This is a genomic window from Seohaeicola saemankumensis, from assembly GCF_021021435.1.
Taxonomy (GTDB): domain Bacteria; phylum Pseudomonadota; class Alphaproteobacteria; order Rhodobacterales; family Rhodobacteraceae; genus Seohaeicola.
The window spans coordinates 133,254-147,683 of the sequence record NZ_JAINWI010000005.1; the positions used below are offsets into that span (position 1 = coordinate 133,254).

Here is a 14,430-nt window from a genome sequence, read left to right on the forward strand (position 1 = left end):
GATGGCGCGCGGACTGGCTCGTGACCATGACGAGAAACGCGCTTCCCTGCGTAAGGGAGCGGCGGATTATTTCGCACGGCATGGCTATGACCGCGCTTCAATGACAGGTGCGGCGCAACATTGCGGCGTATCCAAGGCATTGATCTATCATTATTATTCCAGCAAGGAAGACTTGCTGTTCGACATTCTGGATGATCACCTTGGCGCTTTGGTCGATGTGGTCGAAGCGGCAAGGGGGGACGGCATTCGCGGCGTGATCCTCGCGGTGCTGTCAGCCTATGAAGACGCGGACGCCGAGCATAAACTGCAACTGGATGCGCTGGCAACTTTGCCACCCGAACGGCAAGCCCCATTGGTCGCCGCGCAACGCCGTCTGGTCGCCGTGATGGCCGAGGCGGTCGCGGTCGAACGTCCCGGTCTTGACGCGGACCGCTTGCGGGCGCTGACCATGTCGGTTTTTGGTATCCTGAACTGGTTCTATATGTGGCACCGCCCCGGCAAGGGCCTGAGCCGGTCTGCCTATGCCGATCTGGCCGCAGATTTCGTGATGGGCGGATTGCGCGCCGTCTGAGATGTGGCGCTGTCAGCACGGTCGTAGTCGGGTATTTCAAGCAAAATGAAGGCAGGGTCTGCGCGGCTTCATCTTGCCCGAAATACTCGGTTCAGGTCTGTCAGGCAAAGCTGCCATGGCAGAACCAGCCGCGCGACATGGCTGCACCATGCGCAAAGAACAGCCATAGCCTTGCGCCGCATGTGGTTGTGGCAATCCAGTAGTCGCGGGTACCGCTGCGCCAGTCAGGCTCGTCCAGCCACCATTCGGGCGCGATACGTTCCGGTCCCTGCGCACAACTCAGGGCCAGATCGCGGCGACGCCAGCGGAAGCGGGCGGGCGGTTGCGGTGTGTCAGGGGCGATCACAGCTTCGGGCCGCCACAGCAGCAGGGGACGTGGGGCGGCAGGTCTGGACCAGCAGGGGGCGGGCTCTGACCATGCGGCCGCCAGCTCCTGTGCGGCTTTCTCGGGGATATGGCTGTTGCCGGGGTGGTGGCGGGTGATCGCCTCCATCCCGATGCGCGCCCCGATCCGGCTGATCAGATCCTCCAGCGCAGTATCGCGCGTGATACGGCCTGCGGCGGCATGGGCCGCGTCCAGATGGCCGCTGCTTTGCTTGTCATGCAACGGCTCGGTCCGGAGCGCCTCGATCCGGAACATATCGATCCCGAAACCGGCGTCAATCCGGTCCAGTCGCATCGCCAGCAAGGGCCTGATGCGGGCCGCGTCATGGGTGGCCCGCGCGAGGGTCAGGGTGATCTCCTGCCGCTGGCCATCGCTGCGCCATGCTTCAAGCCGCAACATGCGGACGCCTTGCCTTTTCGCATGGAGCATCTCGCACAGGCGCGGTAGCAGCCGGTCGATGGCGGCCAGTATATCCGTCTCCAAACCGACAGGTTCTGGCAGGCTGATCCGTGTTGCAAAGGCGGTGTCGGGTTTTGCGGGGCTGATCGGTTCGGGGGCGCTGCCCAGCGCCTGATCCAGTCGCAAGACCAGACCCTTGCCAAAGCGCCGTGCCAGCGCCGCGCGCGGCTGGCCGGTCAGATCGCCGATATGGCGCAGGCCCAACCGCGTGAGTTCCGCCACGGTGGCAGGGTCCAGCCGCAAGGCCGCGACAGGCAGATGGGCCAGTGCCGAACGGGTCTGCCCTGCCTGGGCAATAGCGGGGACAAAGGTTGTGCCGGTTTGCGCCACACCCCTGATCTGCGGCCGTTTTGCCGCCCGCGAACGGGTGGCGCGCGCCTCTTGCTGGATGGCGTCACCGCTGCGGTCGGATCGCGCGTCGCGTCCGGCATGGCGCGCCAGCGCCCATGCCGCGCCCGGTGTGTCCGCCAGCCCCGCCTGCACCGACAGCCCCACGCGGGCCAGCGCCTCTCCGATCCGGTCGACCATCGCGGCCTCGCCGCCGAACAAATGGGCGCAGCCTGTGATATCAAGTGCCAGCGCATCGGGCGGTTGCTCGGCCACCAGCGGTGACCATTGTACCGCCCAGCGGCGCAGCCTTGTCAGAAAGGCCGCCCCGGCAGCCGGGTCATGGCGTCGGGTCACCAGTTCGGGGCAAAGTGCCAGTGCATCGCGCAGCGACTGGCCGGGATAGAGGCCTGCGCGCTGCGCCAGCACCGAGGCCGAGGCAAGGCGCTGCATCTGGCCGGCCTGTTCGATCACGGCAAAGGGGGCATCCGGCAGGCCGCGCATCGCGCGCAGCAGCCTTTCCGCGCCAAGGCGGGGAAACCAGAGCGATAGAATTCGTTTCGGGGCCATGGACAGCTTTACGGCAGAATGTTCACTTAATGTTCTTATTTAGAGCCGCCAGTACACAGAGTCGAGTCCCCGCCCTAGCCGCACCAGATACGTGTGATCCGGCCACGGCTGTCATAGGTCACGTTCAGCCGGTCAGCGCGGTAATCCATCGTCATAGCGCTGCCATTCGCCATGATACGCTGCACATCGCCGATGCCGGTGAAATCCTGCTGTGCCACCGGCTGCCCCACCAGACCCTGAAGGCCTACTGCACCGCAAGCATCCTCGGCGGGCAGCGAAACCGGAGATTCCTGTGGCATGCAAGCTGCGAGAAACAGGATGGCGGTAGGGGCAATGTAGCGCATGAATGTCGGCCTTTGCTGCTATTGATCCGCTTGTAGCCTAGACCGGAACGTTGCCGACCGGTAGGAGAAGCTTGAACACCGGCGCAGTTTCGCAAAAGGTAGCGCCGGACAATAGGAGGACGCGACAATGCGCACACGTGCCGCAGTGGCCCTAGAGGCCGGTAAACCGCTGGAAGTGATGGAAGTGAACCTTGAAGGCCCCAAGGCGGGCGAGGTTCTGATCGAGGTCAAGGCAACCGGCATCTGCCACACGGATGAATTCACCCGCTCCGGCGCGGACCCCGAGGGGTTGTTCCCCTGCATTCTGGGACATGAGGGCGCAGGCATCGTGATCGAAGTCGGCGAGGGCGTCACCACGCTGAAACCCGGCGATCACGTGATCCCGCTTTATACGCCGGAATGCCGGCAGTGCTATTCCTGCCTGTCGGGGAAGACCAACCTGTGCACCGCGATCCGGAACACCCAAGGTCAGGGGCTTATGCCCGATGGCACGACGCGCTTTTCCATGCTGGATGGCACCCCGATCTATCACTATATGGGTTGCTCGACCTTCGCCAACCACACGGTCATGCCCGAAATTGCACTAGCCAAAGTCCGTGACGACGCGCCTTTCGACAAGATATGCTATATCGGCTGTGGTGTGACCACGGGCATCGGCGCTGTGATCAATACGGCAGGTGTCGAAATCGGATCGACAGCGGCGGTTTTCGGTCTGGGCGGGATTGGCCTGAACGTCATTCAGGGCCTGCGGCTGGCGGGCGCGGATATGATCATCGGTGTCGATCTGAACGACGACAAGGAAGGGATGGCGCGCAAGTTCGGGATGACGCATTTCATCAACCCGTCCAAGATCGAAGGGTCGGTCGTGCAGGAGATCGTCAAGCTGACCCAGCGCGGAAATGATCATATTGGCGGCGTGGACTACTCGTTCGATGCGACCGGTAATGTCAAGGTGATGCGCGACGCGCTGGAATGCTCGCATCGCGGCTGGGGCGTATCGGTCATCATCGGCGTGGCACCTGCGGGGGCGGAAATCGGTACGCGACCCTTCCAGTTGGTCACTGGCCGCGTCTGGAAAGGCACAGCTTTCGGTGGCGCGAAGGGACGCACGGACGTGCCGAAATTCGTGGACTGGTACATGGATGGCAAGATCGAGATCGACCCGATGATCACCCACACCCTGAGCCTTGACGAGATCAACCACGGTTTCGATCTGATGCATGAAGGTAAGTCGATCCGCGCGGTCGTGACCTATTGATCCTGTCCTGACGGGAGGCGTCCGGCCGCAAGGCCGGATGCGCTTCGCGCGAGAGTATTCACAACAAGATGAAGCGGGTTGCGCGATGAGTGACATGACGATGCGCGCAGCGACAGCAGCGGACCAAGGGGCGGTCTGGGATATCCTGCATCCGGTTTTTCGTGCGGGTGAGACCTATGCCATTGACCCCGCGATTTCCCAAGCTGACGCACTGGCCTATTGGTTCGGGCCCGGGCGCGAGGTGCGGGTGGCCGTCGATGGCGGACAAGTGCTGGGCAGCTACTATATACGTCCCAATGCCGAAGGCGGCGGCGCGCATGTATGCAATTGCGGTTTCGTTACAGCCGCAGCGGCGCAGGGGCGCGGGGTGGCGCGCGCCATGCTGGCCGAGGCGCTGGACCGTGCCGCGCAATCGGGCTACCGTGCGATGCAGTTCAATTTCGTGATCAGCACCAATACCCGCGCTGTCGATCTATGGAAGACCGCCGGATTCGAGATTGCAGGCCGCCTGCCCGGTGCCTATCTGCATCCTGTCCAAGGCTATGTGGACGCTTTGGTGATGTATCGCAGCCTGGTGGCAGACAAGGCTACAGAATTACTCTGACAAACTGGACCGACCGATGGACAATCCCAACCGCCCGCCGTTACTGGCCGTCCTGATCGACGCCGACAATACATCGCCCAGATGGACTCGCGCCATTTTCGAAGAGATCGCGGGTATGGGCGAGGCGAGTGTGCGGCGCGTCTACGGTGATTTCTCGAGCCCGCAAATGAATGGCTGGAACAAGGTGCAGGCGGAATTCGGTCTGGTCCCGCATCACCAGCCAGCCAACACGGTGGGCAAGAATGCCTCGGACATCGCTTTGGTAATCGACGCGATGGACCTGATGCATTCAGGCCGTTTCGACGGTTTCGTGCTGATCTCCTCCGACAGCGATTTCACGCGGCTGGCCAGCCGTATCCGCGAACAGGGGCTGGATGTCTTCGGCATCGGCGCTCAAAAAACGCCCGAGGCGTTCCGCAAAGCCTGCAAGCGCTTTATCTTTCTGGAAAACCTTGAAGGGGCAGACCCGACGGACAAGCCTACCGCAAAGGTCACATCGCTTTCGTCAAGCAACCTGCTTGAAGCGCGGGATCTGATCCTGAAAGCGATGGACAGCATTGATCAGGAAGACGATTGGTATGCGCTGGGCCCCTTGGGTCAGTTCATCACAGCAGCCAATCCCGATTTCGACACCCGCAGTTATGGTAAGAAGAAGCTGAGCGATCTGGTCGCCGATCTGAAGATATTCGAGACCAAGCGCGGGTCGGGCAACCAGCTTCTGGTGCGGCGCATCGACTGATCCCTAGGGTGCGCAGGCATAGCGCGCCAAGAAGGTCGAGACTGCACCATCCACAACGCGGTCGATATCCTTGTCGGTGAAACGGGCCTGAATGCCAAAGACGGCACGAGTCCACAGATCGGCCTTGCACAATTCGGCAAACTGGTCGGCGGCCAGTTCGAAATCGGTGATATCGACCTCGCCGCGCGCGTGGGCCTGCCGCAAATAGTCCATGATCCTTGCGCGGCCCAATGCCGGCCCGCTTTCGTAAAAGGCACGACCCAGTTCGGGAAAGCGGTCGGCCTCGGCCACGCAGACGCGGAAAATGCGTTGCGAGAAGTCGGAGAGCAGAACTTGCATCAGTCGTTGCGCGGCCAGCCTGAGAACCTGCGCGGGCGGGGCGGTCATGTCGATGACCTGCAGCGCTGCCGCTGCCTGACGGGAACACTCCCGCTCGGCCATTTCCATGAACATGAACCGCTTGTCCGGAAAGTAACTGTAGAGCGTTGCCTTGGACACGCCAGCCGCGCGCGCGATATCGTCAACCGAGGCGCCTTCAAATCCGGCCATCAGGAAGACTGTACGTGCACCATCCAGAACCTGATCGTATTTCCGCCCCTTATGCGGTCTTGCGCGGTCCTGAACGGCGCTCATGCCCATAATGCTATCCCCTGTTCCCCAGATCAGCTTAAACTGATTGGTTCAGTTTCAGCAAGCTGTCTGCTGCCCTCTTGCCCTGACAGGGCGACAGGATTAGATTAGAATTATTCTAAAATAATCGAGGTAACCCGCACATGAGGTTTATGTTTTCACGTCGCCGTTTCCGCGATCTGTCCGAGCGCGAGGTGCTCGCGCTGGCCATCTCGTCCGAAGAGGATGATGCAAGGATCTATCGCAGTTATGCCGAGCGGTTGCGCACCGATTATCCCGACACTGCCGCTGTTTTTGACGGAATGGCCGCCGAGGAGGATAGCCACCGTCATCGGCTGATTGATCTGCATGCGGCAAGGTTCGGCCCCGTGATCCCCCTGATCCGGCGCGAACATGTCGCGGGTTACTATGCGCGCCGTCCGGTCTGGCTGGTCGAGAACCTTGGCATTGACCGCATCCGTGCCGAGGCCGAGGCGATGGAGCGCGAGGCCGAAGCGTTCTACCTCAAAGCCGCGCAAAACAGCACCGACACTGCGACCCGCAAATTGCTGGGTGATCTGGCCGCCGCCGAGGCGGGGCACATGGCCTTGGCTGATGAACTTCAATCCAGCCACCTTCCCGATGATGCTCGAGAGGCTGAGGGGCGCAAGGCGCATCGGCAATTCGTGCTGACATGGGTGCAACCCGGTCTTGCTGGATTGATGGACGGCTCTGTCTCGACACTCGCGCCGATCTTTGCCACGGCTTTCGCCACGCAGGACACATGGACAACCTTTCAGGTCGGCTTGGCCGCATCTATCGGGGCAGGCATCTCGATGGGTTTTACCGAGGCCGCATCTGATGACGGTGAACTGTCGGGGCGCGGATCGCCTGTCAAACGCGGTTTTGCATCGGGGATCATGACTACAGTGGGCGGTCTGGGGCATGCGCTGCCCTATCTGATCACCGATTTCTGGACCGCGACCACCATCGCCATCATCGTCGTTTTTGTCGAGCTTTGGGCCATAGCGTGGATTCAGAACAAATACATGGAAACGCCTTTTTTCCGCGCAGCCTTGCAGGTTGTTCTTGGGGGTGCATTGGTGCTGGCGGCTGGCGTGTTGATCGGAAGCGGCTGACCAACAGCAAGGCGGCAGCACGCGCCATCGGTGATTGACGCGGCCAACTGCCATGCTACCAACAGCGGATGTTCGAGATATTCTTGAAGACCTTGCCTTTCTTCATGGTGATCGGCGTCGGTTACGGCGCAGGCCGCACCGGCTTTTTTACCGAAGCGGCGACGGCGTGGCTGACCAAATTCGTCTTCTACTTCGCATTGTCCGCCATGTTGTTCCGTTTTTCGGCCAACCTGTCGCTGGCCGATGTCTTTGATCTAACCTTTGTCAAAGCCTATCTGTCCGCCACCATCGTCGTTTATGTGCTGGCAACAGCGGTGGCTTTCATGCGGCGTATTCCAATGCAGGAAGCCGCGATCGAGGCGCAATGCGCCACGATCGGCAATGTCGGGTTTCTGGGGATTCCGATGCTCGCCCTGTTGCTGGGAGAGCCTGCAATCGCCCCTGTCATGCTGGTGCTGGCCGTTGATCTGATTGTCTTTGGTAGCCTTATCGTGATCCTGATCACCGGCGCGCGCGACGGGCGGGTTTCCTTGGGGATTTTCCGCAGTATCGGGCTGGGGCTGATCAAGAACCCGATGATTGTGTCGATCGTGTTGGGGCTGGCATGGTCAGGGCTGGAAATTCCTATTCCCGGACCCCTCAACGAATTTGTGATCCTGCTGGGCAATGCCGCGACACCCGGTGCCCTGTTCGCAATCGGCGCTTCGCTGGCGTCAAAATCGGCGGAACGCGTGTCTGTTGCGGGCTGGCTATCGTTCTGCAAACTTGTCCTGCATCCCGCCGCCGTGGCGGTAGCCGCCTTAATCATCTTTCCGGTCGAGCCCTATGCCGCAGGTGTGATGATCGCGGCCGCAGCCCTGCCGGTGGCGGGCAATGTCTATATGCTGGCGCAGCATTACGGCGTGGCGCCGCATCGGGTATCCTCGTCGATCCTGATCTCGACCGCGTTCAGTATCGTGACAGTGTCACTGGTGATCGGCTGGATCTCGATGCTGTAACCTTGTGGCTAGGGCCCATGTAGTCTAGCCATGCGTCCAACCCCGTGAATGGAGGAGCGATCATGAAAACCGTTTCAGAGAATGCCTGCTTCGGCGGCGTGCAAGCTGTCTATGTTCATGCATCCAAGGCCACAGGCACTGATATGACCTTTGGTCTGTTCCTGCCCGCCGAGGCAAAAGACGGCCCAGTGCCTGTGCTGTGGTATCTGTCAGGCCTGACCTGCACACACGAGAATGCGATGGTCAAGGCGGGCGCACAGGGCTGGGCGGCCGAGCAGGGGATCGCGCTTGTGTTCCCCGATACCAGCCCGCGCGGCGAGGCTGTAGCCGATGACGCCGCCTATGATCTGGGGCAAGGCGCAGGGTTCTATGTGAACGCGACGCAAGACCCTTGGGTGCCGCATTTCCGGATGTGGGATTACATCGCCGAGGATCTGCCGGATCTGCTGTTCTCGGAATTCGCGCTGGATCCCGAGAGGCAGGCAATCACGGGTCATTCTATGGGCGGGCATGGCGCGCTGACGCTGGCCATGGGTCTGTCGGGGCGGTTCCGGTCGGTGTCGGCTTTTGCGCCAATCTGCAACCCCACCGGTGCGGATTGGGGTCGCAAGCAATTGACGGCCTATCTGGGGACGAATGAAGCCGACTGGTCGCGCCATGACGCAAGCCTGGTGATGCGCGAGGTGGGTCTGGATATCCCACTGCTCTGCGACACCGGCACCAAGGACCAGTTTCTGGACAATCTGCGCCCCGAAACACTGGCCGAGGCGGTGATGGCAAGGCGCGCGCAAGCGGTGCTGCGCCTGCAACCGGGCTATGATCACAGCTATTTCTTTGTCTCGACATTCATGGAGGATCACGTCGCCTTCCATGCCGAGGCGCTTTACGCATGACAGTGATCTATGTCGATGCGGATGCCTGCCCCGTCAAAGACGAGGCGGAACGCGTGGCAACCCGTCACGCTTTGCGGCTCTGTATCGTCAGCAACGGGGGGCTGCGCCCTTCGGCCAATCCGCTGGTCGAGACTGTCATCGTCGATGCCGGTCCCGATGTGGCGGATATGTGGATCGCCGATCGTGCGGGAACCGGTGATATCGTTATCACCGGAGATATCCCGCTGGCTGCGAAATGCGTGGCAAACGGCGCGCGGGTGCTCAAGCATAATGGCGAGGCGCTGACGCAGGCCAATATCGGCAATGTCCTTGCGACCCGCGATCTGATGGCCGACCTGCGGGCGGCTGATCCATTCCGGCAAGGTGGCGGCAAAGGCTTTACAAAGACGGATCGGTCGCGCTTTCTGGAAGCATTGGACCGCGAGATCCGCGCGGCACAGAAAAACAGGTGACCGGCCAAAGCTCTGACAGCACGAATTGTCAGGACTTGGGGGCAACAGCCCTTGGCGACACCAGCGGCGGAGAGTGCGATGGGTATCAAAGCGGTGATCTTTGACATCGGCAACGTGCTGATCGAATGGCAGCCCGAACGGTTCTATGATGCGACCATCGGCCCCGACCGTCGCCGTGCGATGTTCTCGGACGTTGATCTTCATGCCATGAATGACCGCGTTGACAGTGGCGGTGTTTTTGCAGTCGAGATCGAGCGCACAGCGCAGGATTGGCCGGACCACGCGGATGCGATCCGCCTCTGGCACAGCCACTGGATTGAAATGGCCCGCCCCGAAATTCCCCGTTCCGTGCGATTGCTGCGGGCCTTGCGCGCGCGGGGTGTCCCTGTCTTTGCCTTGTCGAATTTCGGGCTCGAACCTTTCGCACTGGCGCGCGGCATTTATCCCTTTCTGGACGAGTTCGACCGGCTGTTCCTGTCCGGCGAGATGGGTGTCACGAAACCCGCCCCGCGTATCTACGAGATGCTGGAAGACAGAAGCGGCCTGCCCCCGGCCTCCTTGCTATTCACCGACGACCGCGCCGAGAACATCGCCGCCGCCGCTGCGCGCGGTTGGCAAACCCACCTTTTCGACGGACCCGACGAATGGGCGCAGCGCCTTGTCGCCGAGGGTCTATTGCAGCAAAGCGAGGCAATATGAGCATTCCGATCATCCCCTTTGAGGCCGAGAAACATCTGGATTGGCGTGCGCTGACCCATGCGTTGACGCATGGCCATACCCTGCGACGCGCTGAAATCGCCGATACATTCCTCTACCGCAGTCCCGACACCTTGCTGAACCGCGCCGCATGGATCGACGGCTTGGGGCTGGCGGTCAAATCGGCCACGATCTTTCCGGGCAATGCACAGGCGGACAAGCCTGTCGTGAATGGCGGTGTTACGCTTTATTCTGATCGTGACGGGATGCTGGAGGCGATTGTCGATTTCCATCTGGTGACAAAGTGGAAGACAGCGGGCGACAGCCTTTGCGCTGCGCTGCGACTGGCGCGCCCTGACAGCCGGCGCATCCTGATTGTCGGGGCTGGCACGGTCGGACGCTCGCTGCGCGAGGCTTATGGCGCCGGTTACCCCGACGCGGCATTCACCATTTGGAACCGCAGCAGGGCAGGGGCCGAAGCGATGGCCGCCGACTGGCCCGGCATGCAAATGGCCGATGATCTGGCGCAAGCCGTGTCAGAGGCCGATATCATCACCTGCGCCACGATGAGCACCGAGCCGGTGATCAAAGGGGAATGGCTGCGCGCCGGTCACCATCTGGACCTGATTGGCGCATACCGCCCTGACATGCGCGAAGCCGATGATACGGCGCTGCAACGGGCGCGGATCTTTGTGGATAGTTTCGACACAACCATCGGGCATATCGGAGAGATCAAAGACCCGCTGTCGCGTGGCGTGATCGCGCGGTCGGATGTGCTGGCGGATTACTATGATCCGGAAGCCTTTGTCCGAGGCTCTGACGATGATATCACCCTGTTCAAGAACGGCGGCGGCGCGCATCTGGACCTGATGACCAGCCGCTATATTCTGGACGCCTGGAGAGAAGCACAATGAACTGGCAAACCGCACTGGTTCTTTTGGCTATTCTGGTGATTATCGCCGTTTGGCCCTTTGTGCGCGAAGCGATGCGCGCGCCGATGAACACTTCAGCGCGTGGCGACGCTCCCGGCGCGTTTGTGGAACTGTCGCAGGGGATCACACATTACCGCTGGATCGGTCCGACACGCGGACCGATTGCCGTGTGTATCCACGGGCTGACGACGCCCTCGATGGTATGGGATGCGATCGCGCAGGGTCTGGCGCGGATGGGGTTTCGAGTTCTGGTCTATGACCTGTACGGACGCGGCTATTCCGACCGAGCGCCCGGGCTGCAGGATCAGGATTTCTTTGTCAGGCAGTTGGATGATCTACTGGCCTCGCAGGGGGTGCGTGACGATATCACCTTGCTGGGCTATTCGATGGGCGGTGCAATCGCGACCGTTTTCACGGCGCGCAATCCGGGTCGGGTGCGGCGGATGATTCTTCTGGCTCCGGCTGGGATGGGGCATGATCTAGGGCGACTGGCAGCCTTTACCCGCGACACGCCTGTTCTGGGGGATTGGCTGATGCTGCTGCGCTATCCGCGCGCGCATATGCAGGCAACCGAGGCAGAGCGGAGCCTTCATTCCGAGGTCGAGGGGATTGTTGATTACCAGCAATCCGAACTTGGCAAGCGCGGCTTTGTTCCGGCTGTCTTGTCCTCGCTGCGCGGGATATTACCCCGCCCGCTGGAAGAGGCGCATCGCGCTATAGGTCGCGCCGATATTCCGGTTCTGGCGATCTGGGGGCATGATGACACGATCATCCCGCTACGTGCGATGGGCCAGCTGGCGCAGTGGAACCTGACAGCCCGCCACGAGGTGATCGAGGGCGCAGGCCACGGACTGACCTACACCCATGCAAGCGCCGTTCTTGAGGCTTTACAGACGGATGTTGCCGCAGATTGATCCTTTCGTCAGCGCATGAACGGTGGCGACTTCCCCTTTCAGCGGTGCAAAAGCTGATATTTCTCAGGCCGCTTTGGCAGCCAACCCCATTGGCTTTTCCCGCACCGGCAGATGCACGATTGCGCTGAATGCGCCCACTCCGATACCGATCCACCAGACCAGCGTGTAATCGCCGGTCAGATCATACATCTTGCCGCCCAACCAGACGCCCATGAAGCTACCCAACTGGTGGCTGAAGAATACGATCCCATAAAGCGTACCCATATAGCGCAGCCCGTAGATATGCGCGATCAGACCCGATGTCAGCGGCACGGTCGCCAGCCACAGCGCACCCATGCCGGCCGAGAACAGCAGCACGGTCGCGGGGGTGATGGGCGTCAGGATAAAGGCTGCAGCGATCAGCGTCCGCCCTGTATAGATACCCGCCAGCAGATATTTCTTGGCATAGCGCTTGCCCGCCCAGCCTGCCGCCAGCGTGCCGGCGATATTGGCCAGACCGATCAGCGAAATCGCGACCGCCCCCAGCGCCGAGGTTGTGGTGATCCCGATGTTATGCAGGATATCGCCCGGCATGATCGGCCCGCACATTTCCGTCACGAAGGCTGGAAAATGCGCGGTGATGAAGCCCAACTGATAGCCACAGCTAAAGAAGCCGAGGAAGATCAGCGTATATGACGGATCGCGGAACGCCTTGGTCAGGATCGCGCCCATGCTCTCTTCCAACTGTGCGCGGCTGGCAGGGGGCGTGGGGGCGCGCATCAACGGCAGAAAGGCCAGCATCCCGAGAATGGCAGCGGCAAAGACCAGAAACACGCTTTGCCAACTCATCATCGTCAGCAGCCATTCCGCCAGCGGTGCGCCGAAGACCTGCCCCGCCGATCCCGCAGCGGTGGCGATCGCAAGGCTCATCGAACGGTTGTCATCCGAGGAGGCGCGCCCGACAATCGCAAGGATCACGCCAAAGCCGGTGCCCGCCACGCCGAAACCTACCAAGATCTCATATATCTGATGCTCGGTCGGCGTTACGGCAAATGAGGACAGCACGAGCCCCGCAGCATAGACCAACGCGCCAAGGATGATTGCCTTGCGACTGCCCAGCTTGTCCGCCATCGCGCCGAAGACCGGCTGCCCGATGCCCCATGCAAGGTTTTGGATCGCAATGGCAAGGCTGAATTCCGCGCGCAGCCAGCCGAATTCCTCTGCGATGGGGATCTGGAAGACACCAAAACTTGCTCGCACGGCGAAGGACACCATAATGATGATGCACCCCACGACCAGAACGGACGTAAAGATCGACGCGGGTGGTAGCGGAGATGCGCGGTCCATGATGGGCTCCGATGAGATTGACGCAAACCCTAATCGCTTCGGGGTCGGCGTCAATTGACGAAATGTGTTGATCATCCGCATATTTGATGATGGCGAGCTGTCTTTTCACAACGCCTGCAGCGGGGTAAGGAGAAGCGATGAAAACACTGCCCCAGATATATGATGCGCGCGTGCAGCAAGGCAGCCTGACGGCTGACGATGCCCAATTGGAAGCCCTGCCCGAGTTGGAGCGCATTCGCGCAGCTGTGGCCGAGCCGCCCAAGCGCGGCCTGTTCCGCAAGGCACCGCCGCCGCCCAAGGGGTTGTATCTCTGGGGCGGGGTCGGGCGCGGCAAGTCGATGCTGATGGACCTTTTTGTCGACAGTCTGGACGTGCCGGTGCGCCGCGTGCATTTCCACGCTTTCATGCAGGAAATTCACGCAGGCATGCACAAGGCCCGTCAGCGCGGAGTCGAGGATGCAATCGCACCTGTCGCCGAGGCTGTCGCAGCCGAGGTCAAGGTGCTGGCCTTCGACGAGATGCAGATTACCGATATTACCGATGCGATGATTGTCGGTCGCCTTTTCGAATTTCTATTCAAGGCAGGGGTCGTGATCGTGACCACCTCGAATCGGGTGCCAGACGATCTCTACAAGCACGGGCTGAACCGGCAGTTGTTTCTGCCTTTCATTGCCCTGCTCAAGGATCAGATGGTCGTGCATGAACTGGTCAGCCATCGTGACTATCGCCAAGACCGGCTGGAAGGCTCGCCTGTCTATTTCACGCCCGTGAATGATGCGGCACGGCGGGCCATTTCCGCCGTCTGGCAGGATCTGACCGGCGGCGATTCAACCCCTTTGACCCTGCATGTCAAAGGCCGCGAGGTCGCGATACCGGCCTTCCGCAACGGCGTTGCGCGCGCCTCATTCTATGACCTGTGCGGCAAGCCCTTGGGTGCTGCCGACTATCTGGCTTTGGCCGAAGCCGCCCGCGTGCTGGTGCTCGAAAATATCCCGACCCTTGGACGGACCAATTTCAACGAGGCCAAGCGCTTCGTGACGCTGGTCGACGCGCTTTATGAGGCAAAGGTCCGTCTGATCTGTTCTGCCGCTGCCGAACCCGAATATCTTTACATGGAAGGCGAGGGCACCTTTGAGTTCGAACGCACGGCCAGTCGACTGCGCGAGATGCAATCAGCCGACTGGGCGCGGGAATAGGCGTCCCGTTGCCGATGT

Annotated in this window: 16 protein-coding genes; 12 read left to right on the forward strand and 4 right to left on the reverse strand. The window is 61.1% G+C overall.

Annotated elements, in window-relative coordinates:
- Nucleotide 1: 1 nt before the first annotated feature.
- On the forward strand, nt 2-571 hold the full coding sequence (locus K7H22_RS04215) for a TetR/AcrR family transcriptional regulator (RefSeq protein ID WP_230799493.1): 570 nt from the start codon (nt 2-4) through the stop codon (nt 569-571).
- Between the two features lie 100 nt (nt 572-671).
- On the opposite strand, the gene K7H22_RS04220 is transcribed toward K7H22_RS04215, so the two are convergent.
- Nucleotides 672-2,312, reverse strand: a complete 1,641-nt coding sequence (locus tag K7H22_RS04220) for a Y-family DNA polymerase (protein ID WP_230799494.1) — start codon at nt 2,310-2,312, stop codon at nt 672-674.
- 74 nt (nt 2,313-2,386) lie between these two features.
- Nucleotides 2,387-2,656: an I78 family peptidase inhibitor gene (locus K7H22_RS04225; protein WP_230799495.1), complete on the reverse strand. Its 270-nt coding sequence runs from the start codon at nt 2,654-2,656 to the stop codon at nt 2,387-2,389.
- Between the two features lie 127 nt (nt 2,657-2,783).
- Here K7H22_RS04225 and K7H22_RS04230 point away from each other — a divergent pair, with 127 nt between their 5' ends.
- From K7H22_RS04230 to K7H22_RS04240, 3 genes are all read left to right on the forward strand, one after another.
- Entirely contained in the window at nt 2,784-3,914 is a 1,131-nt protein-coding gene (locus tag K7H22_RS04230) for an S-(hydroxymethyl)glutathione dehydrogenase/class III alcohol dehydrogenase (protein WP_230799496.1), read from the forward strand.
- Between the two features lie 85 nt (nt 3,915-3,999).
- Nucleotides 4,000-4,518, forward strand: coding sequence for a GNAT family N-acetyltransferase (locus K7H22_RS04235; protein ID WP_230799497.1), 519 nt, complete (start codon nt 4,000-4,002; stop codon nt 4,516-4,518).
- 16 nt (nt 4,519-4,534) lie between these two features.
- On the forward strand, nt 4,535-5,257 hold the full coding sequence (locus K7H22_RS04240) for an NYN domain-containing protein (RefSeq protein ID WP_230799498.1): 723 nt from the start codon (nt 4,535-4,537) through the stop codon (nt 5,255-5,257).
- Nucleotides 5,258-5,260: 3 nt separating this feature from the next.
- Here K7H22_RS04240 and K7H22_RS04245 read toward each other — a convergent pair whose 3' ends face one another.
- Complete coding sequence (locus K7H22_RS04245; RefSeq protein WP_230799499.1) at nt 5,261-5,890, reverse strand: TetR/AcrR family transcriptional regulator; 630 nt, start codon at nt 5,888-5,890, stop codon at nt 5,261-5,263.
- Between the two features lie 140 nt (nt 5,891-6,030).
- Here K7H22_RS04245 and mbfA point away from each other — a divergent pair, with 140 nt between their 5' ends.
- The 7 genes from mbfA (at nt 6,031) to K7H22_RS04280 (ending at nt 11,890) form a co-directional block, all read left to right on the forward strand.
- A complete protein-coding gene (gene mbfA, locus K7H22_RS04250; protein WP_230799500.1) occupies nt 6,031-7,005 on the forward strand; it encodes an iron exporter MbfA in 975 nt (324 codons plus the stop codon).
- Between the two features lie 68 nt (nt 7,006-7,073).
- A complete protein-coding gene (locus K7H22_RS04255; RefSeq protein ID WP_230799501.1) occupies nt 7,074-8,003 on the forward strand; it encodes an AEC family transporter in 930 nt (309 codons plus the stop codon).
- Nucleotides 8,004-8,065: 62 nt separating this feature from the next.
- Nucleotides 8,066-8,896 carry an S-formylglutathione hydrolase gene (gene fghA, locus K7H22_RS04260; protein ID WP_230799502.1) on the forward strand — a complete coding sequence of 277 codons (831 nt, stop codon included), beginning with the start codon at nt 8,066-8,068 and terminating at the stop codon, nt 8,894-8,896.
- Nucleotides 8,893-9,348: a YaiI/YqxD family protein gene (locus K7H22_RS04265; protein WP_230799503.1), complete on the forward strand. Its 456-nt coding sequence runs from the start codon at nt 8,893-8,895 to the stop codon at nt 9,346-9,348. Before fghA ends, K7H22_RS04265 begins: the two co-directional genes overlap by 4 nt.
- 78 nt (nt 9,349-9,426) lie before the next feature.
- A complete protein-coding gene (locus tag K7H22_RS04270; protein WP_230799504.1) occupies nt 9,427-10,047 on the forward strand; it encodes an HAD family hydrolase in 621 nt (206 codons plus the stop codon).
- Nucleotides 10,044-10,958, forward strand: coding sequence for an ornithine cyclodeaminase family protein (locus tag K7H22_RS04275; RefSeq protein WP_230799505.1), 915 nt, complete (start codon nt 10,044-10,046; stop codon nt 10,956-10,958). Before K7H22_RS04270 ends, K7H22_RS04275 begins: the two co-directional genes overlap by 4 nt.
- Nucleotides 10,955-11,890, forward strand: coding sequence for an alpha/beta fold hydrolase (locus tag K7H22_RS04280; protein ID WP_230799506.1), 936 nt, complete (start codon nt 10,955-10,957; stop codon nt 11,888-11,890). Before K7H22_RS04275 ends, K7H22_RS04280 begins: the two co-directional genes overlap by 4 nt.
- Nucleotides 11,891-11,953: 63 nt before the next feature.
- Here the strand turns inward: K7H22_RS04280 and K7H22_RS04285 are convergent, their stop codons facing one another.
- The gene (locus K7H22_RS04285; protein WP_230799507.1) at nt 11,954-13,216 is read right to left on the reverse strand and encodes an MFS transporter; all 1,263 of its coding nucleotides are present in this window, start codon (nt 13,214-13,216) and stop codon (nt 11,954-11,956) included.
- 137 nt (nt 13,217-13,353) lie between these two features.
- Between K7H22_RS04285 and zapE the strand changes: the two genes are divergently transcribed.
- Nucleotides 13,354-14,412 carry a cell division protein ZapE gene (zapE, locus tag K7H22_RS04290; protein ID WP_230799508.1) on the forward strand — a complete coding sequence of 353 codons (1,059 nt, stop codon included), beginning with the start codon at nt 13,354-13,356 and terminating at the stop codon, nt 14,410-14,412.
- Nucleotides 14,413-14,430: the final 18 nt, after the last annotated feature.